The organism is Bacillus sp. z26 (genome assembly GCF_058313635.1).
In genome coordinates, this window is the sequence record NZ_JBZFQM010000001.1 from 105,280 (window position 1) to 125,284 (window position 20,005).

Consider the following 20,005-nt stretch of genomic DNA (forward strand, 5'->3'; position numbering starts at 1 on the left):
ACCAGACAACCGTTTCATGATTGCCTGGTATTCTTCTAATCAGTATTTACAATAAGTATGGCCCAAATAAACAGGTCATAACTAATAAATTATAGCCAATATAGTAAAATAAGCCAGTAAATAAACCAGTATCCTGATTCATTACCCATCGATAGATTAAATACGTGACGATGCTGATGAGTAATGGCCATATAATCAAACTGCCATCGAAGTTAAGATATGACGGAGCCGCAAAGAATGACCTTTCTGATAAAACTTCATTCAGCATATAAATCATCGTGAATACGTAAAGGAGAATTCCCACGGGTTCCACCCAACTGCGCTCATTCCTTTCAAAAATATCACTCTTGATAAACGACAGGATTCCGTAAAAGACCAGGGGAGGCACAAGCCATACCATCCCCAGCACCAGCATAAAAAAGCCGCTGAATATGCCCGATATAAAATAATATAGAGCCGATATATAATCGTTGCTTGTTATTTTTTGCGAAGAATCGATGTAGCTTTCATTATTTGTTGTCCCATTCAACACATATTCCTTACCATCAAACGTTTGCCATGCGATAAAATTTTGATCAATCCATTGCGGCCTAGCTGGAGTGTCTTCCGTATTACTTCTCCTCTCGGCTACCCAAGCACCGTTTTGCTGCGTGGCGTAGTAAACATTATAACCGGATCGTTTTCCCACTCGATTACCCTCAGCAACAAATAAAATACCCGGTTTTTCTTCCTGATAAGAAATTTGTAAATAGCGAGGGCTGTCTAACTCAGTTCCATCCTGCTCATTATAAAAAGTATACTTCTCATTTTTTTCAATCTTTGAAGTCGCCAAATCAAAACTCAATTCCAATGCTTGATAAGCCCTTTGCCCCTGAGCCATGACATATTTTTCGATAATGGCTGTAGCTTTTTGTCCACTTGCATCATAAACAATATTTTCAATCGTTTCTCCCCCGCTTGCTGAATACTCGAGGATTTTTTTAGATTTATCATTTTGCAACGAATAAAAATGGATATCCATATCAGAAATTTGTAGCCCTATAAAAATAGAATCTTTATTTTTCGCTTGGATGGCTGTATAAATAGGTTGTTCGTATGTATGTATATGATTAATTTCGCCTGTGTCTGCACTATACTCTTTTAGTTCATTCTGATTCCAAAAGAGGACTCCAGTATGGGTTGGTGAAAAAGAGCTGATTTCTTGAGCGATTACCCTATCGGCTCCATCCTGGTTGATGGTTAACTTATGATTATCCATATAAATAAATTGATTTTCAGAAGCCCAAATCGGATCTCCCGGTACCACTTCGGCTTGAATGGATTCTTCTTTTAGGATGTTATATTTTTGATCAAATACTTTATGAGAAACATCCATCTCATCTGGCATAAAAACGTGTACCTGATCCTCTTTTTGAAAACTATAATAATCCACTGGAAATTTGGATGAAGCTTTCAAATTGGTTGATCTCCCCCAACCATCATCAGGCAAAGTAATTTCGAGTTTTACATTGTACATATAATAGAGCAGTAACATCATAAAAGCAGTAATGAATGGTATAATTATGGCTTTTTTATTCAAAAGAATCCCCCTTAATTTAGATCTTTATACTCATATAAATATATCACTATATTGGTTTTATTTGGCATAATTTCCAAAAAATTTTATACAGTTTAAATCTCTATTCACCCCATCATACAAATCTTGTAAACTTCATGTGGAATATGTTAACCTACATCTATATTAGTTTACTTATTTACTGGTTGAGGTGAGGATTAATGACACAAGACAAAACGAAAAAGCTCGTTCTCGTAGCAATGTGTGCGTCTGTAATCTGTCTGTTAGCCCAAGTAACCATCCCTTTGCCTCTGATTCCGATTACAGGACAGACATTAGCCATTGGGATTGTTGCAACTATACTAGGTTCCAGACTCAGCATGATTACCGTATTCGTCTATTTAACACTTGGTCTGATTGGCTTACCGGTATTCTCCCAATTTACAAGCGGATTTGGCATTTTATTTGGCCCAACAGGCGGCTACTTAATCGGCTTCATTCCTACCGCCTTTCTGATTGGGTTATGGGTAGAAAAAACATCCTATACATATCGTCAAGCGTTTATTGCGAACCTGATAGGGATGTCTATCACCCTAGCCATTGGATCCATCTGGCTAAAACTATATGCATCACTCTCATGGCAAGAAGCATTAGTTACAGGCATTTATCCTTTTTTACCAGTTGGCATCATCAAAGCTTTCCTGGCCGCATGGTTTGGCATCACGATAAGACAGCGCCTGAAATCTGCCAAACTATTGCCGACCAAAACAAAAAGATACTCTTCCCTTTGAATGGGTGTGAGTATCTATTAATATTGCCTGAATATCATTATTTGAAAAATGAGGTGAGCGGATGAGCTATACGTGCCCTGTATGCGGGTTTAATGAGCTAGATGATCCAGCTTATGATGAATATAATCTGCCTTCATTTGAAATTTGCCCATGTTGTCGATTTCAATTTGGAGATGATGATGACGTAGAGATATGTGAAGGAGTTTTTATGCAGATAGATGATACTCATACAGCCTATAGAATGAAATGGATGGATAACGGAGCAGAAATCTTTCAGCCTGAATGTTACCCCCAACAATTTCAGCTAGAAGGTAAAGTGACTAAACAACATCTGATAGAACAACTAAAAAATATTGATATAACTCTATAAAAGAAGGAATCATTACTTTATGCTCATGATTCCTTCTCCATATGAAAATATCTTAATAATGCTATACTTTTTATTAAGATTGATAACCTGCTTCTTCCCTTAGGACTGGATTGTTACAACATATGCTGAAGTAGATTCTTTAATTGGGTAACTAATCTATGGTCAACCTTTACTCTATTACCTCCGATTGGTCCCACGCTGTTTTCGGCTATCAAATAGTAATTGAATAAGGCTTTCATAATAAGGAATAAATTCTCCATTTCTAGTCAGAGTCAGGATTTCTTCCTTGCTTGCCCATTTGACATTTTGTACCTCTTCATACTGTAAAGTAAGCGTATGTAACTGCACATTTTCTTCAATTAAATATATGTCATCAAAGCCCTTCTCAAAGTGAATTGTTAAATGAGGACGCATGTGCTGAAAATCTAATTTCAACCCGATCTCTTCATACAATTCTCTTTGTGCTGCCATTTGACTTGTATCCCCAGCTATTGCGCTTCCCCCTACTGTAAGATCCCACAAATTTGGCCATCCCTCTTTAAATGATTGCCTTTGTTGAATGAGCATATCCCCCTTGGAATTAAAAATGCACACATGAATAACTAGATGAAAATCACCAGTTTGCAATTCTTCTCCGCGAACCCAAGTACGATTTGTCTTATTTCGATTTAAATCATAAACATCCCACAATTCCATAAAGTACCTCATTTTTCTGTTATTAGTAACATTTTAATGTATTCCATTTTACCCCTAAAATATTAATTAGAAATTAACCATTTATATATACGTCCACATCTTACTTTACTATCAATCATTTCATAGTCTCAAAGCTGTCATATTCTTTTAAAATAAAGGGCAAAGCCAAAAAACTAGAAAAGCTCATTCAGCGATAAAATTTATTATTTCGTCCCATGCTAAGCATCGCCTTTTCTTATGCTACATAATGAAAAATACTAAAATACGATTGACAAAATACAGCCTTATCTTCTACCATTAAATGGAATATATGAAAAAGGGGGAAATGATCAGAAAATCGAAACTTAAATAATAAACTGATTTTTACAACTACATAATATTATCAAGAACTTGTGAAGAGGTGTTGATTATGAACGAAATGGTGTTTTATCCTTCAAGAACGAAATTTATGTTTTTTTCAATTGTAACATTTTTGATTGGAATCTTTTTTACGTATATACCCATGATGATGCTCTTTGGTTCTACTGAAACAGATTGGATAACAGGGATTTTATTTGCTTTAATAGCAATCATATTATTGCCAGTCTCATATTTTTTGTTTAAAAAAGCTATAAATAAAGAAGATGCAGTTATTATTAACGATAAAGGCATTTCAATCAATATCCATTCACCGAAAATAGGATTTATTCCTTGGGAGGATATAGAGGGATGCTTACTATATTCTGTTCAAGGACAACCAATGATAGGATTTATTATTCCAAATGAAGAAGAGTACGTAAATAAATTTAACGGAATAAGCAAAACAATGCTTGTAGCTAATCAAAAAATGGGGATTCCGGCTATTAACATTAGTTTAAATACAATAAAAGATAAAAAGGGTTTGTTGGAAGCATTAGAAAAACAAAAAGTTGGTTTCTATGAAAAAGAAGCATAAAACTTTTGAAGTGTTTCCAGAAGTAAGACACGGTTATTTCATTAAACAACTTGCTCAAAAGGAGTCTGGTATTGTACCAGACTCTATCTTAATTTAGCCTTCATCCGTTTTGATATAATTTTTAAATTCTTTTTTAAATATTCCACACTTTTAAATTCCTTATTATAAAGATGTTCTGAAATCATAGTTTAAAACGAATAGAACAGCTTACATCTATCCAGAACGCAATAAACTCGATAATCCCCTTCTTATCTTTGGATATCCACCTGCATACTAATCCTGTTATCATATGTAAACCTGGTCAGCAAAATGATTTTATTAAAGGTCTGATATATTTGTGTAAATACCCGCATTACAATTGTACATTTTTCTAAGATAAATCATTGTTTCACACTCTTCCTCTACATTATTTATTAAGTATGATTGAATCCAACTCTGCTTCTGTTCATGAGTATGATAAGTATTCCCAAATATTATTTTACATTTCATTGTATAATGCGTGTTAAATATTGTAAAATATAATTATCTGAATATTCTTTTTCGGGAAGTTAGTACTTTACCGTTTTGTTATTTTGAAAATGGATACGAATCATAGGGGGAAAATACATGTTATGGGATTACGAGTATGATGTTGTAGTAGTCGGCTCTGGCGCATCAGGGTTTTCTGCAGCAATTACTGCAAAAAAAGAGGGATTACGTACACTATTAATCGAAAAAGAAAAGCATTTTGGAGGTGCTTCCGCTTTATCAGGCGGTGGTGTATGGGTTCCGAATAACAGATATCTAGTTGAAGCCGGTGTTGCCGATAGCTTTGAAGAAGCTAAATTATATTTAGATTCTACTGTTGGTGATTTAGTAAGCGATACCATTAAAGAAACGTATTTGAATAAGGGGATTGAAATGCTGGATTATATGCACAATGTGAGTCCACATATGAGATTCTCCTATGCAACTAATTATTCAGACTATTACCCAACACATCCAGGCGGCAAAGGAATCGGCCGGTCAATCGAACCAAAAGTGATTGATTTAAACAAATTACAAGATTGGAAGAACAAACTTATCCCTCCTGCCATGGATACAAAAGGGTTTGTTATGACAGGTCAAGATTTTGTTAAAGTGAATATGATCACGAGATCTTGGGCAGGGAAAAGAGCTTCTTTAACACTGGGATGGCGCTTAATTAAGCATAAATTATTCAAAAAAGATTATGCGGCTTTGGGAAGAGCTTTAATCGCACGATTGGCTTTAACTTATAAAGATTTAAACGGTGAGATTTGGCTTGATTCACCTTTTGTTGATTTTATTTACGAAAACGATAAAGTTACAGGTCTTACCGTAAACAAAAACGGTAAACAAGTAACGATCAAAATCAAAAAAGGCATAATCTTTGGTTCGGGTGGATTTTCGAGAGATCAAGAAAAGCGAGAGAAATATCTTCCAAGTCCACAAGATGTAAACTGGACAAGCTCACCAAAAGGTCAAACTGGTGATATTATTGAACCATTCGCAAAATTGAATGCAAAGTTTGGGTTAATGGACAGAGTTTGGGGTGCACCTACTGTAATTAATCATTTGGGAATGCCATTTTTCTTAGTTGCGGATAGAGGTCTTCCAAATATGATCATCGTTGACCAAGATGGAAATCGCTATATTAATGAACCAACTCCCTACCATGAATTCGTCGATAAAATGTATGAACATAATGAAAAAACAGGCGGTAAAGCCATCACCTCTTGGATTATTTTAGATGCAAGAGCCAAGAAAAGGTATATATTCACTGGTCTTTTCCCGGGGCAAGATTTCCCTCAAGCATATTATGATAATGGTGTTGTTTTAAAAGGGAACACAGTCGAAGAACTAGAAAATACATTAAATATCCCAAAAGGAAATTTAGTCAAAACTATGGATCGATTCAATGAATTTGCTCGAAATGGTAAGGATTTAGATTTCCATAGAGGTGAAACGCCTCATGATCGATATTACGGCGATCCTTCTTTACCAAATCCAAATTTACTTGAAATCAATGAGGCCCCTTACTACGCCATGAAAGTGTATCCAGGCGATATCGGTACTAAAGGTGGGGTTGTGACGGACGAATTAGCAAGGGTCGTAAAAGAAGACGGCACTGTCTTTGAAAATGTATACGCTTGCGGTAACTGTTCATCCTCGATTATGGGTCATTCTTACCCTGGACCAGGAGCAACACTCGGACCAGGTATGACCTTCGGTTATGTCGCTTCCATGCACTGTAAGGATAAATAATAAAACGCATTATTAATAAGATCATTAGAGCAAAGCACTTGAACGTATATATGTTTAAGTGCTTTGTTATTTTTATTTTTCCAGTAAAATGTTCGACTATCATTTACATGAATCCAGGATATGTTCTATGCATATATAACGATGAATAGTATTTGATAATCTACTAATATCCGAGATTGGCTGAATAATTAGCTGTATCGGCTGGATTTTCTTGGAGTTTGGCTGGATTCCATTCTACTTTGGCTGGATACTTGATGGCATCGGCTCACTTATTTAAAAATACTGCATAAAAATTAAATTTAATCACTATTCTCGAAAAGAAAATCATGTGATTTTAAATAAAAGCATAATTTCGTAAAGAATAGTCATTTTTGTCAGCAATACAGTCATTATAAGAGAAAAGGGCTGTCAACAATAGTCCATTTTAAGGTTATTCGGATATATTAAATACATATTCATCAGGAAGTTTATCCGCTTTTCTTGATATTTCCGCTCTTAAATTCTGCCTTCCTTTTACGATAAACTCATCTTTTTTAATCAAAATTTTACCGAAACTGAAGAAGTCCAATATGTGTCAAACCTTATGACCTTATTAATAAATCTGTTATTTGGTTTCCTATAATCAAACTGGTATACAAGTTCTTATATCTCAATTACTGGATATGTTACTATTTTATATACTTGTATAAGATAAATCGTTTATCGGAGGAAACATCTATGATTATTGATCAGTTATCAAATGCACCATTATATGATGGAGTGCATCCAAGATTAAAGAAAGCCTTCGCTTTTTTACTGGAAAATGATTTGCAAGCGTTGCCGGTAGGAAAGTATGAAATTGAAAATGACAAGGTCTTTGTCATGATTCAAGAGTATGAAACAAAGCTTATTGAAGACTGTCGCTTGGAAGCTCACTATACATATACAGATATCCAATACGTCATTAAAGGCGAAGAAAGAATGGTTTATACAAATAAGGAAGAAACAGAAGTTGTAGAGGAACAAAAAGAAAATGATGTTATGTTCTTGAATGGCGAGGGTAATCATCTTATCGTGAAAGAAGGATGTTTTGCTGTGTTTATGCCCCAAGATGCTCATATGCCAGGTGTTTGTGTGAAACAACCGCAAGCTATTAAAAAAGCAGTAGTAAAAGTATTGTGTGATTAATGGCAGAGGCAAAATCAATTCAATGATTTTGCCTCTTTTTTTCGAGCTAGCTCGTTGTCGTATTCTTTTTTGTTCTATGGAATAATCGGATAAATTATAAAGGTCCATGGGCAACGGTTATAGAAAAATGAATGTTTAACGGTTTGGGCTAACCTTATCGAGTTTAAAGAACGACAAGCCATCTTAAAATGCCGAAAATCCCTTTTCTTCTAGGAGAAAAGGGATTTTGGTTAAAAGATCTTTTTGAATGTGGTTGAAGCATGGTCGGTTAGAATATGCGCTGTAGATGAGAGCATATTCCCGACAATAAAGGATAAGAAAGACAATTTATGTTGATTGACGATTTCCCCTAAATAATCAATATACGCTGCATACGGTACACCTGTCAGGATACTCATCGCACCCGCTCCTAACATGATCCAAAGCATCACATATATATATCGGATGATATCCCCAATCACATACCCATGTGTCCAGATAGAGCGATGCTTAAATCCTTGGTAGGGAATCCACATGAACCGCAAGAATCCCCATCTACGATATGGGGTGCTTTTGATATCCAAATCAGGGTTCATCCAATAGGTGCCGATGATATACCCTATAATCACGGATATTCCATGCACATAGTGTTGAGAACTGATTAACACGGCCCCGATTCCAATTGCTAAAAATACCAGATTAATTTTCTTATGTGCTTCCCCGTTTGCCATCCTAATCCTCCGTTATGTTCTTCTTATGATGACTTTCCTGAATCAGCCATTCATTTCCATTATAGGAGATAATCAGCGCAGGGAACACATTTTCGCTCAAAACAAACGTTCGCTCTTCTGTTCATGGATGGAGAACAAAAAAAGCCAAGAATTTGGTTTTTGTCATTACTTCTTTTGAATAAAAGAAATAATATCAATATATAAGGCTGTCATTTCTTCAGGCGTTTTGTCTAAACCATTTTGAACCCATTGTTCGATTAATCCTAAAAAAGCAGATGTGATGAACGATAAAAAATATTCTATAGGCACTTTCAACCTTGTGTTAATCCTTTCGTTTTTCTCTAAATTAGAACGCACCTTTTCTGAAAAGGCATCTCTAAATCGAATGTGAAAACCCGCTCTGCCATGATTGCTTAAAAATATTTGTAATAATGGAGCATGCATTTTTATGGAGCTGAATAGAGTGGCAGCTAATTGCTCTTGCCCTTTTTCAAATGTAAGTGTAGATGAGTAGCTAGAATGTAATTCGTCAATATGCTTTCCTAAATCTCTAAACAATTGTTGTTCGATTTGATCAAGTAAATCGAATTTATCTAGATAGTGTAAATAAAATGTTCCGCGATTTATATGTGCTGCCTTTGCAATATCTCCGATCGTAATCGCTTCAAACGACTTATTCTCTAAAATTCGCAAAAATGATCTTTGAATAAGTTGTTTAGTTTTACGGTTTTTTTCTTCATAAATACTCACAAAAATCCCTCTATCCCATAAAATGAACAATCTGTTCACTTTTGTTCATTGCTTATGTTTACACCCTGATTATAAAATGAACAATATTACTAAACAATATGTTGTTTATTAGGAAAGGAAGACATTGATTGAGATTATTTAAAGAAAAATTAGCATGGGCTGCTCCTATTGCAGTTATATTAATTATTTCTCTTTTCTCCTTAAACTTATTTGCGCAAGGCAATCCACAGGTGAAAAATTTACCGGTAGCGCTAATTGTAAATGATGAAGGCGTACATGTAGACGCCGTGAAATCAGCAGTGGAACAAATGAGTAAAGGCACTAACGGCGGGGAACCTACGCTAGCTTTTACAAATGAAAAGGAAGAGGATATTGAAGAATTGTTTGATGATAAAGAGTACTACGCAGCCCTAGTTATTCCTGAGGGTTATAATGATACATTGCAAAATACAATAACAAACAACTCTCCAGCAACTTTACAGGTATATATTAACCAAGGTTATAACATAACAGGTGCAAACTTTGCGAAGACTGCTTTAACTGCTTTAATTAGTCAATTAAACAACCAATACTCTTCAAACTTTGTTGTACAAATGGACGGTCAACAAATCGAGGCGAACAAAGCAGCAGTTCTTGTGAACCCAATTGTTTCTGAAGAAAGAATATTCAATGCCGTTACAGCCTCTACGGCAAACGGGAGTGCTCCAACCTTAATGGCAGTGCCTGCCTGGGTAGGTGCGTTAATCGGTGGCTTCATTGTATTTTTAGCATCATCAAATATTTTGAAAAAAGAATTATTAACACGTAAACAAGCCTTACACCTAATGGGTGGGCAAGCATTATTCGGCATTATTATTGCCCTATTTTCAGGCTTTACCGTTGCAACTCTTGGTTTGATTGCTGGAATTAATATGCCTAGCTACTTCTTGGTTGGTTCATTCGTATCGTTTGCAGCCTTCTGTTTCTTCTTATTAGTATCAGGTGTTACTGCATGGATTGGTAAACCGGCCATTACATTGTTCATGGTTGTCATGTTATTAGGTATGGGAGTTTTAATGACACCAAAAGAAATGCTTCCTGATTTCTTTGTACACTTCATTCGCCCATGGGTTCCAATCCGTTTTGCCTCTGAAGGCTTACGTGAAATTTTCTACTTCGGCAGCGGCTTCTACACTGGCCAATCATTTAATACTATTTTAGGAATTGGTATTGCAGGTTTAGTGATGTACGTACTGTCTATATTCAAACCTGTACGCGTACAAAAAACAAATGCTAAATAACTGCTTACAACATTTTTAGATAACACAGGTAATAACGGTAAAATTAGTTGGTTATAGTTAATATGCTCCCCAATAAGCAGGCAGATAAAAAAAGAAATTCTGTTTTTCAATTGGGGATTTTTTTATGAGCAAATATTTAAAAAGAATAAAGATCAAAGAAGCCAATTACAATTAAAATAACCAATTCAATCTTAACGAGGTAGCCAGGGTCTATAAAGTGTGTTCTAGAATAATCCAATATTGGAAAATTAATTACCTTTTTTGAGAATTACTTAATAGATACATATGAAGATAAAAAAAGCAAAGGATATATTTCGTTTTATAATTCAGATAACTATCAAGAAAAATTGAGCGGCTTGAGCTCTCTGAAATTCAGGGCTCAAGCCGCATAAATTATTTTTATATTCCACTTTCTTCTTAAAAGGAAGCACTTCACAAAAGGAGTGTGTTTTACAAATAATCAGTAGGGATTTCCTGCTTCATGCAGGTAAATATTCTATCTTCCAAGAAAAAAATACGATTTCTATCTGATCGTTAACTCCCCTATCGTGTATCTTAAATCATCCCTCTTCCCTTCCATTTCCAAATGAATTGCCGGTTCCATTAGCTCTGGGTCAAGTATAGCTACATTAACCTGATAGACACCTTTCTTTAAATCATGAGGGATTGAAATGAATTCTTCAATTGAATGCCGGCCTGGAAGCCACTCTCGAATATCCGCCGACGCAGTCTCTTTATAGATAATATCTCCTTCCGTGTTTGCAAGGGATATTTCCAAGGGCCATTCAAAATAAAATGGAGCTACTCCTCTATTTTCCCACTCCATTTCAAGAGAAAGCTCTGACCCTACCTCAGAAGACTTCTTATACCTAACTTCTGTTAACCGGAAGTGGTACCCAATTTTCTTTAAGAAGCGATTGATTTCATTTTGATATCTTTCATTAGGGCTGTAATACGCTGGTGAACTTGGGCCCAGCCAACTAATATGTGTTGCTTTCAGCTGCTCCATTGTTTCAGAAATTGAACTGGAGGAGAAATAATCCCCCCACTCCTTGGTTGGTGCAAACTCACCCCCTATTGGAGCGGTCTTCCAGGAATCGATCATTGATGGGTTTTTTTCACCGGTTAACCAAAACGTATATCCATTGGTGATCCAGCTATAAAATTCATCAATGGTGTGATCCCTCCTTCCGAACATATCATTGTATAACCCCATATTATTATCCAAAGCTATCTGATGGGGCCTTCTCATTAATAATATCTTGTCTGTAAAAAGCTCCATATAATGCCTAACATAGGTTTCAGCGATTGACAGCTTTGGAAAAGGAATATAAACTCCTTCCTCCTGCAAAGTATGCCATTCTCCCCAATGGCCTAAACTCCCTAATTCTATAAATGCAATGAAAGAATCCTGATTATATCGTTCAGCCAATGCCTCTATTAACTTCTCATGATAGTTAATCAGTTTTGAGTTATTGTAATTAGGGCTGAAACCATTGCCCCACTCATGCTCATACCAATCACCATCTGCATCCATTTCATCGTAAAGCCATTCGGGTATATCCATATGGCCCGCTTTTCCGGGATAATCTAAGACTACCCGGAAAATCAATCTCTTATTACTCGTTTTCCAATAGTCAAAATTAAATTTTTCTTCTATATTATCGAAGTCATAAACTCCTTTTTTCGGCTCAAGCTCCTTCCAAGTAAAATTAGCATAAACGAGTGAATGGTCTTGCTTGTATGGTCCACCCTCTGCAGAGGGCGCAAACCCCATGAACGGATTAATGATGGGTTCACTGGGTTCACCTTCCTTTTCATCATTGAACTTTTGGCCATGATATATAAATACCAGCATTAGAATTGCAGCACTAAGCACGAAAACCATATATTTACTCACTCCATGTTCCCCTTCATTCTCTAATGTATTAAAGCCTAAAAGAGTTTATATATACCCTGAATAAAGAGGCAGGGAGAAAATTAATTCCCCCTCCCCTCTCCATTTATCTCATTCATTCGATTTGCCACCCTGGTTAAAAAGTTGATTTTTTTACTAGCAAACAGTGGTTGAGTACAATACGTATAGTAATCAATATTTTTACCATAATGAAAAATTCTCCATAAGGCGATAACCAGGCCAGTTAATCCTGAGCAGAAACCAGCCAATCCATAATTGCCTCCTATAAGAATTACTGTAATCATGCTCATCATACTAATAACCATATAACTGGCTATGACAAGTAGCGCACCTTTTCGATCATCGAAATAAAGCAAGATTTGCATTAAGATAAACATGATGATGAAGAAGTAATTTCCAATTACCAATATATTATAAATGTGAATTTGTTCTGTTGATAATGGTATGACGGTTATACCAAGAGCAATTGCCAGGATAGTAAAGACCATTTGGATTTCCATGATATAGACTAATTCACGGGTTAACACTTGGAACATTTTAGTTTTCGCTTCATTTATTTGGCCCAAAGAATATTCGCCGCTTACTTTTTCATAGTACCTTTTATAAACTTTATAAAACGATGTTTCCATTGAAACAACAAATACAACCATCGCAGGAATAATAGATAAATAAGCATAGAAGACTGGTACATCATAGAATGGAGCCATTACAAACGTATTACTAACTACCGCTTGAATATCGCTGCCCCAGACAATAAAAATATGGCTAAACAATGATATGGAGTAAAACAAACCAATAAAAAATAGTGATGGGTAATGTTGTATATAGGACAGAAAATCAAAGGAGTTATTATTGGCTTTAGGAAAGCGTTCTTTAATACTTTTTATGAGGAAAACAATGGCTACGATAAATCCTGCAGCCATACAAGCCATCAAATGCTCAGCTTTAAGATAATCCATTAGCTGCAGGCAGAGCCACATTGAAATACCTGCCGTGAGAGCACCGATTCCATATGCCTTAACTATTTGCATATATTTCTTAACTGCCGATATATAAATCGCCAGTATATTTACTATCAGCAATTCCATAAAAAACAGATATGCAACTATTTTAAAGACCATACTTAATGGGGATAAGGCATAAAAAGCAATCGAGGCCAAGCCTCCAATTAAAACTAGAATCGCTATGACACCATAGAGGGAGGACAGAATATTTCCTTCCTTCTCTAAATAGATTTGATCAGATACATATCTTGTAACAACCATTAAGAAACCCCCGGTTATTACTTGTGAAAATACAAAGCTGTACATGGTCCCGGTTAATAAGAGTTCACGCTCCACAAAGGTTGATCCTGAATCCATTAATAGCTTTTGGCCAATCAGTAACTGGATTATACATAAAATCATTGGACCAGAAATGATGACCGAAGAATAGGTAAAAGCTCTGAGACCACCATAATTCTTCCTGTTATCTACTAATTTTTTGAGTTGGAATCCTATCCCTGCCATTCAAATAACCCCTATTCCCATAAATTTTCCGGTATTGCTCAATGAAATTTTCCCAGGAGTAAAGGACATCCATACGCCAGCGTCCGCTCTCCCCCATTCTCGTTCGAAGGGGAGGGTTTTGTGCAAGTCTGATGATTTCCTGTGCCATTCCCACAGAATCCATAACCGAGACCACATATCCAGCCTGGCCAAATGAATCCTCCCTGCCATACAACAACTCCTTACAACTACCAACATCTGTACAGACAAACGGCTTTCCACTTGCCATACCTTCAAGCAGGACAAGTGGCTGCCCCTCACTGATGCTTGAAAGAACCAGTAAATCCATTTTTCCAATGTGCTCCTTAACATTCACCGTTCCAGTAAACTGAATGTCTCGAAGACCTAAAAAATTCACTAATTGCAAGCATTCCTCGTAATATTCCTTGTCTTCATCAACTGGGCCCATAATGTAAAATCTGGCGTTTGGAATCTTTCTTTTCACAATCGCGAAGCTTTGAATCATCGTTTTTATATCTTTAATCGGCACTACCCTGACCACAGCCCCGATGTCTACAAATTGTTTGTCTTCTCCGGTCTTTTGCTGCAAGTCTAAATAATCATCAAGGTGTACACCGTTGGGTATGATACATGTCTTTTCTTCTGGGCAGCCCATTTCAAGCTGGATTTCCCTATTTGCATTGAATAATGTAACGACTTGATTTGCTGATACATAGGCACCTTTCGATAAACTATGGAAATATTTAATCCAAAGCGTTTTCAGCGGTCCTTTAATTTGATCTGATTTAATAATTTCTTCCTCACGCTCTCTTGTATAAATCCCGTGCTCGGTAAGGACATATGGGCTTCCATAATAATGTTTACAATATGAACCGACGATGCCTGCATATCCTGTTGAAATGCTATGATACAGGTCAGCTTTCGGAGGAGGATAAGAAAGAACAGATATTAAAGGTAATAGCATCGATCTTACAGACCAGTATAACTGGGTGAAAGGCAGTTCAAAGTATGACTCGATGCATAACTCTTTAACAATATCTAAAAAATCCCGGCTTGTAACAAGTTCAGCAGCTGATTGGAATTTCCTATGTCTCCCTTTAAAGATAGAAAACAATGCCTCCCAGTTTCCATGATCACTGACCAGTAAAGATTTTATTGCTTGTTTCTCCCATTCCGCCAGTATATTTCCTTTACCTTGCCTTCCAGACCATGCCATCCCGATGTTTAAAAAGATTTCCCGCACTTCAATCAGGTTCGCTGGTAGTTCGTATTTGAATTTCCCCTTGTCTTTTTCGTCTGCGCCAATGGCATAAATAATAAATTCATGCTCAGGCATTGCCGTAATCAAGGATTGTACCCAGCTCGAGACTCCCCCGACAACATATGGATAGGAACCTTCTGCAATCAGGCATATTCTCATCATACATCCTCCAGTTCAATAGTGAACTTAGATGATAGAGCACGTATCAAATAATGATCACCATCTATTTTTTTTACCTTACAGCCCTTGGAATCAGCAATTTTTTTATCACTGCGGAAAACAAAATCCAACTCCCCTTGAAAACCATTTATATATCCTTCTACTTTTTGGTCACTCTCTGAAATAAATACTTGCGCATCCTGATATTTCCTTAATGACTCAGTACTTTTTGAAGCCGTTTGACTTTTCATCCATGGGTATTTTCCTTTGACATCCTTAAGCATTTTACTGTAATTCGCCGACATGTCAGCCCATCTTTTATTTTCATTCCGCTCCTCATCTAAAATATCATCGGGATGGACGAAATGTGAAAACGCCCCATATAATGTTGCCCCATTAGCTACAATCCATTGAACTTCATCCTGGTAATGGTAATCTGAGGTTAATCTCGGTATTTCATAATATTGACCTGAATATTGATACTCTTGAATGTATGCGATAGCCTTATCGTCAGGTATAAGAAGAGAAGCAAAATTGGTGATTGAAGGGATGGCTTCTTGAATCGCTTTCTTTCCATCTTCGCTTAATACATTCGATGGAGGAATATACGTTTTAAAGGTATGTCCCGGAAACACATCTTGTACAAATTGATCCAGTTCCTTCAAAGAATTGACCATATCCTTTTTATCTTTCCAAGCAGTGTATCCCAGGCGATCCACCTGCTTTTGATCCATCGTTAATGATTGATGATTATATCCGTGAACAGCCAGCTCGCCACCCATCTGAATCAAATCACGCCCGAATATTTTTAAGTTCTCTTCCGATAACCGCTCATTAAAAGGGCCGTCGACATCATCGTTATAGCTCTCAATCATTCCTGCTGTATATTTTACGTCATATTCCTTTGCTGCCTTCAGCATATCCGGCCACCAAACCATATGGAAAAAGCTTTTAATATCCATTTTATATTCCCTATAAATAATCTCATTTGTCCCCTCTGGAAAAGGGGCCGGGAAGTCGTCTATATACATTACTTTTGAGTTTATAATGGGGTAAATGAAATTATTATTTAAATAGCTTAGCGCTCCCGCGATGAATCCACGGTTCATTTCATGATCCAGCATTGTTCCATTGAACACCATGAAAGTTCCTTTTCCATACGGTGTGCTCCAAATAAATGGAATGTGATTGCCGGCAACCGCTAAAACCTTGCTATTTTCCTTCAAGCTAATATCCAGCACGGAATTGGAAAAGACAATCTCATCCTGAAACTTCAATCCCTTTGATTTTAACAGCAAATCCGATTCCATCTTGATATTCGAAGTATCTCTGTATGAAGTATCCGCCGCTGACTCATTGATGCCAAGAATGCCATGATAACGCTCATATATAGTTGAATCTGCATCGGGTCTTATTCCAAAAAACACTTCTCCTCCATCGGAAACATAGTTGGTAATGAGGGGGAAGTCCTTAATCGACTCCAGCTTCGGAGTCAAGATGATGATATTTTTATAATCTTGAAGATTTGATGGTGTTTGTGATACAGAAACTGTAGTATATGTCTTTTTCAGGTAAGCCAAAGTCTTCTCGAAATTGCTCATTAAATCAGAACTCTCTTTAATATTCGGATCATAGACAAGCAGAATATTATCCTGATGTATTGTTTGTATTTCTGCTGGAGAAAGAGCTGCTTCCTTCTTTACTCCACCACCTATTACAGGGCTATTATTCAAATTGAACAAGTGGACTGACCCAAGCTGTGAGATAATCACAACAATTCCAAACAGCGCAAGGAACACCACTATGTTGATTATTTTGATCAAATTGATTTTGTTGATCACTGTCATCCTCCTACGTCCAAAAGTGAAGGGCATTTATCCCCGTTGGCGATAATTGAATTGGCCTCCTCTTCAACTTATTCATAATTTCATAAAGTTTTTTCGAATTTTGCATGGTATAAGATACTTTCATAGCTAATAAATAGGGAACCTCATCATCAGGAAATTCTTCCATAAATAGCTGACTATAATACAGGGATTTTTCTAAATCCCCTATTTCCAAATCACAATTAATTTTTTCAACAAAGTGCTTTTTGCAACGAACAGGGCTTTCCAACAAACGATCCAGAAGCTCTGATAACTGGAACCGGTATTTCATTTTGGTCTCTTGATCAACCATATTACTGTCTACATATTTTTTTAATGTTTCTGCGTATCTATCCATCGCTTCAAAATTGGTCGGATTCTCTTCAATTCTTTTATTCAATCCGTGAAGGGAGGTAACAAATTTCTTCTGAATTTCCATAATGGCTGTAGCAGCATAATGCGCTGTTTCCTTGTCATCACTTTTAGTTGCTTTAAATAGGATATCGATATCGTTTATTCCATCTTTTAGACTATCAATAAGCATACTTCTTTTATGGTGATTATCATTAGAAAGCAAGACTTCCTGGAACGGGATAATATTGATTTCCCGCTCCACATCGATCTTGCTGCTTGGAAAAGACGAAAATAAAAACTCCTTAGCGCTTTCCCCACTACTTTCATGTTGGACATTCTTTGACCTTTTAAATAGCAAATAGGATAGGGCATATCCAAGAACCGGGATGAAGATTATAATAATCGCTTTAATCACCCTATTCTCCCTATTGTTCAGCAATAAATAGCTGACATAACAGAGACAAAAAAGATAATACAAAATGAACCACTTAAACATTGGCTATCACCTTATTGGATATTTGATTATTTACGCCCTTATTTTCCATCATGTACTGGTGCTCATAAGCGCAATTCAAGGATGAGGAAATTAGGTCTCCTAATGTGTTTAACATGTTAATGTAAAATATGGACAGTTGTTCAAACCTTAACCCTTCCACACAGATTACACCAGACACCTTGCCATTTACACGCACTGGAACAATTACTGATGGGTGACCCTCTACCAATGTTTTATTGACAAATGTCTTCCCATTTTTTAAAACATCTTTAAAATATGCTTTATGCTCTACATTAAGGATCTCATCTAGTTCAAAATATTCTGATTTCTCTTGCAATCGTAATTCACCAGTTGATAAGTTGAAAATATAGAAAGCGACTTTCTTTGTCTTCAGGATATTTTCCACAATATGAATCGAAGACTCGTAGATTTCATGCGGTTCAAGACTATTCAAACCCTTCATAATTCTAGATACCGTTCCCACACTATTATCTGTATAAAGAATTTGGTTTTGAAGTTCTTCTTTAACCTTCATTGCATCCTCGTATGTTGTATGTAAGAATTGATATTTTTCCTTAATCTCTGCTGCCTCATTTTGATAATTCATAAGAAGGGTTTCCTTTTTATCCAGTACATAACGTATTGCCACTCCGGCAAATATGTATACACTCACATGCACAAGTGAACTTGGGTCAATAAGCATGGAAATAATATCTCTTCCTAATGATATTTTTTCAGCCACGAACCAGATTGTTGCCATACCAATAGATAAAACGGATTGAGCCTTGCCAAATAGGAAGGATGCCATGATGATATATACAAGTTGATAGTCGACCATATAATAATGGACACCCACCACATCACTGATTAAATATACCATTACGAGCAATCCTATATTCTCTAGATATGGAAGTAAAAGATTGTACCGGTTAAGCCACTCTGGCATTTTTATTTTTCTTTTCTTTTTTTCTTTTTTTAGGACACTCTTATTTTCATTAAACCAATGGTAGGTTTTTGCCAAACCATCCTTGTAAGTATGAAATGGTTCCCAATCCAAATCACCCTTAATTTTTGTATTATCCAGGCGTGAATGCTTTATGTCCCCTTGCCGTTCGTTTTCATAGTTTACATTCTTTATGTCAGCAAATTCTCCGATAGTTTCAATTAGCTGATTCACACTGATCCCAGTATTCGTTGATAGGTTGTAGATCCCTGATAGGTCTTTTTCAACTCCCCTGTAAATGGCTTCTGCTACATCTTGCACATAGATAAAGTCCCTTGTTTGCTCCCCATCACCGTAGATAGTTAAATCTTTTCCTTGAGCAGCCCTTTGGATAAAAATCGAGACAACTCCACCCTCGCCAATTGTTCCCTGTCTTGGACCATATACATTTGAAAACCGATAACAAAGGGTATCAAGGCCAAAGATTTCATTCCACTTTTCGCAATACATTTCGCCCACCCATTTATTCATTCCGTAAGGAGATACTGGATCACATTGTGAATTTTCCTTTAATGGTATTTCTTCATTCAATCCGTATACCGCAGCTGATGAGGCAAAAACAACTTTATTTGCTCCATATTTTTTTGCAAGATTGAGCATGTTTGAAATACCGAGTACATTGTATTTTGAATCAATATAGGGGTCATCCATCGATACCGCCACATTTACCTGTGCAGCCAAATGAATCACAACATCAAACTTAAACTTTTTAAAAATTTCCTCACACTTTGGGTCTTCTGCATTAACTTGGTAGAATACATGATTGAATTTTACATTTTCACTATTGCCTGAAGATAAGTTATCTATAATGTGCACCTCATGTCCTTCCATAGTAAACATCTCACCAACAAAAGAACCAATAAATCCATAGCCACCAGTAATTAATACCCTCAAGTTCTCACCCCAAAATTTAGTATTAAGCC

16 protein-coding genes are annotated in these 20,005 nt (G+C 36.3%); 6 read left to right on the top strand and 10 right to left on the bottom strand.

The genetic code is table 11. The features are described from left to right. Nucleotides 1-46: 46 nt before the first annotated feature. Nucleotides 47-1,579, bottom strand: a complete 1,533-nt coding sequence (locus AC4G3K_RS00440) for a hypothetical protein (RefSeq protein ID WP_491132089.1) — start codon at nt 1,577-1,579, stop codon at nt 47-49. A 197-nt stretch (nt 1,580-1,776) separates the two neighbouring features. Here AC4G3K_RS00440 and AC4G3K_RS00445 point away from each other — a divergent pair, with 197 nt between their 5' ends. Continuing rightward, complete coding sequence (locus tag AC4G3K_RS00445; RefSeq protein WP_491132090.1) at nt 1,777-2,346, top strand: biotin transporter BioY; 570 nt, start codon at nt 1,777-1,779, stop codon at nt 2,344-2,346. Nucleotides 2,347-2,407: 61 nt separating this feature from the next. Next, nucleotides 2,408-2,716, top strand: coding sequence for a hypothetical protein (locus AC4G3K_RS00450; RefSeq protein WP_491132091.1), 309 nt, complete (start codon nt 2,408-2,410; stop codon nt 2,714-2,716). Nucleotides 2,717-2,893: 177 nt separating this feature from the next. Here AC4G3K_RS00450 and AC4G3K_RS00455 read toward each other — a convergent pair whose 3' ends face one another. Beyond that, complete coding sequence (locus AC4G3K_RS00455) at nt 2,894-3,412, bottom strand: NUDIX hydrolase (protein WP_491132092.1); 519 nt, start codon at nt 3,410-3,412, stop codon at nt 2,894-2,896. Nucleotides 3,413-3,821: 409 nt separating this feature from the next. On the opposite strand from AC4G3K_RS00455, the gene AC4G3K_RS00460 reads away from it, so the two are divergent. The 3 genes from AC4G3K_RS00460 (at nt 3,822) to AC4G3K_RS00470 (ending at nt 7,778) form a co-directional block, all read left to right on the top strand. Further along, on the top strand, nt 3,822-4,346 hold the full coding sequence (locus tag AC4G3K_RS00460; protein ID WP_491132093.1) for an STM3941 family protein: 525 nt from the start codon (nt 3,822-3,824) through the stop codon (nt 4,344-4,346). 606 nt (nt 4,347-4,952) lie between these two features. Continuing rightward, nucleotides 4,953-6,611, top strand: coding sequence for an FAD-dependent oxidoreductase (locus tag AC4G3K_RS00465; RefSeq protein ID WP_491132094.1), 1,659 nt, complete (start codon nt 4,953-4,955; stop codon nt 6,609-6,611). 717 nt (nt 6,612-7,328) lie between these two features. Continuing rightward, complete coding sequence (locus AC4G3K_RS00470; RefSeq protein ID WP_491132095.1) at nt 7,329-7,778, top strand: NanQ anomerase/TabA/YiaL family protein; 450 nt, start codon at nt 7,329-7,331, stop codon at nt 7,776-7,778. A gap of 230 nt (nt 7,779-8,008) precedes the next feature. Here the strand turns inward: AC4G3K_RS00470 and AC4G3K_RS00475 are convergent, their stop codons facing one another. Continuing rightward, on the bottom strand, nt 8,009-8,488 hold the full coding sequence (locus tag AC4G3K_RS00475; protein ID WP_491075316.1) for a metal-binding protein: 480 nt from the start codon (nt 8,486-8,488) through the stop codon (nt 8,009-8,011). A gap of 165 nt (nt 8,489-8,653) precedes the next feature. Beyond that, nucleotides 8,654-9,238 (bottom strand): TetR/AcrR family transcriptional regulator, encoded by a 585-nt coding sequence (locus AC4G3K_RS00480; RefSeq protein ID WP_491132096.1) that lies wholly within the window; start codon nt 9,236-9,238, stop codon nt 8,654-8,656. Nucleotides 9,239-9,366: 128 nt separating this feature from the next. Between AC4G3K_RS00480 and AC4G3K_RS00485 the strand changes: the two genes are divergently transcribed. Beyond that, entirely contained in the window at nt 9,367-10,518 is a 1,152-nt protein-coding gene (locus AC4G3K_RS00485) for a YhgE/Pip domain-containing protein (protein ID WP_491132097.1), read from the top strand. 523 nt (nt 10,519-11,041) lie between these two features. Here AC4G3K_RS00485 and AC4G3K_RS00490 read toward each other — a convergent pair. From AC4G3K_RS00490 to AC4G3K_RS00515, 6 genes are all read right to left on the bottom strand, one after another. Beyond that, entirely contained in the window at nt 11,042-12,418 is a 1,377-nt protein-coding gene (locus tag AC4G3K_RS00490; RefSeq protein ID WP_491132098.1) for a DUF4832 domain-containing protein, read from the bottom strand. Between the two features lie 80 nt (nt 12,419-12,498). Beyond that, nucleotides 12,499-13,944 (bottom strand): exopolysaccharide Pel transporter PelG, encoded by a 1,446-nt coding sequence (gene pelG / locus AC4G3K_RS00495; protein ID WP_491132099.1) that lies wholly within the window; start codon nt 13,942-13,944, stop codon nt 12,499-12,501. Continuing rightward, a complete protein-coding gene (pelF, locus tag AC4G3K_RS00500) occupies nt 13,904-15,367 on the bottom strand; it encodes a GT4 family glycosyltransferase PelF (RefSeq protein ID WP_491132100.1) in 1,464 nt (487 codons plus the stop codon). Before pelF ends, pelG begins: the two co-directional genes overlap by 41 nt. Further along, complete coding sequence (locus tag AC4G3K_RS00505; RefSeq protein WP_491075322.1) at nt 15,364-17,205, bottom strand: DUF2194 domain-containing protein; 1,842 nt, start codon at nt 17,203-17,205, stop codon at nt 15,364-15,366. Before AC4G3K_RS00505 ends, pelF begins: the two co-directional genes overlap by 4 nt. A gap of 10 nt (nt 17,206-17,215) precedes the next feature. Then, nucleotides 17,216-17,998, bottom strand: a complete 783-nt coding sequence (locus AC4G3K_RS00510) for a hypothetical protein (RefSeq protein ID WP_491132101.1) — start codon at nt 17,996-17,998, stop codon at nt 17,216-17,218. A 73-nt stretch (nt 17,999-18,071) separates the two neighbouring features. Then, entirely contained in the window at nt 18,072-19,976 is a 1,905-nt protein-coding gene (locus tag AC4G3K_RS00515) for an NAD-dependent epimerase/dehydratase family protein (protein ID WP_491132102.1), read from the bottom strand. Nucleotides 19,977-20,005 lie beyond the last annotated feature (29 nt).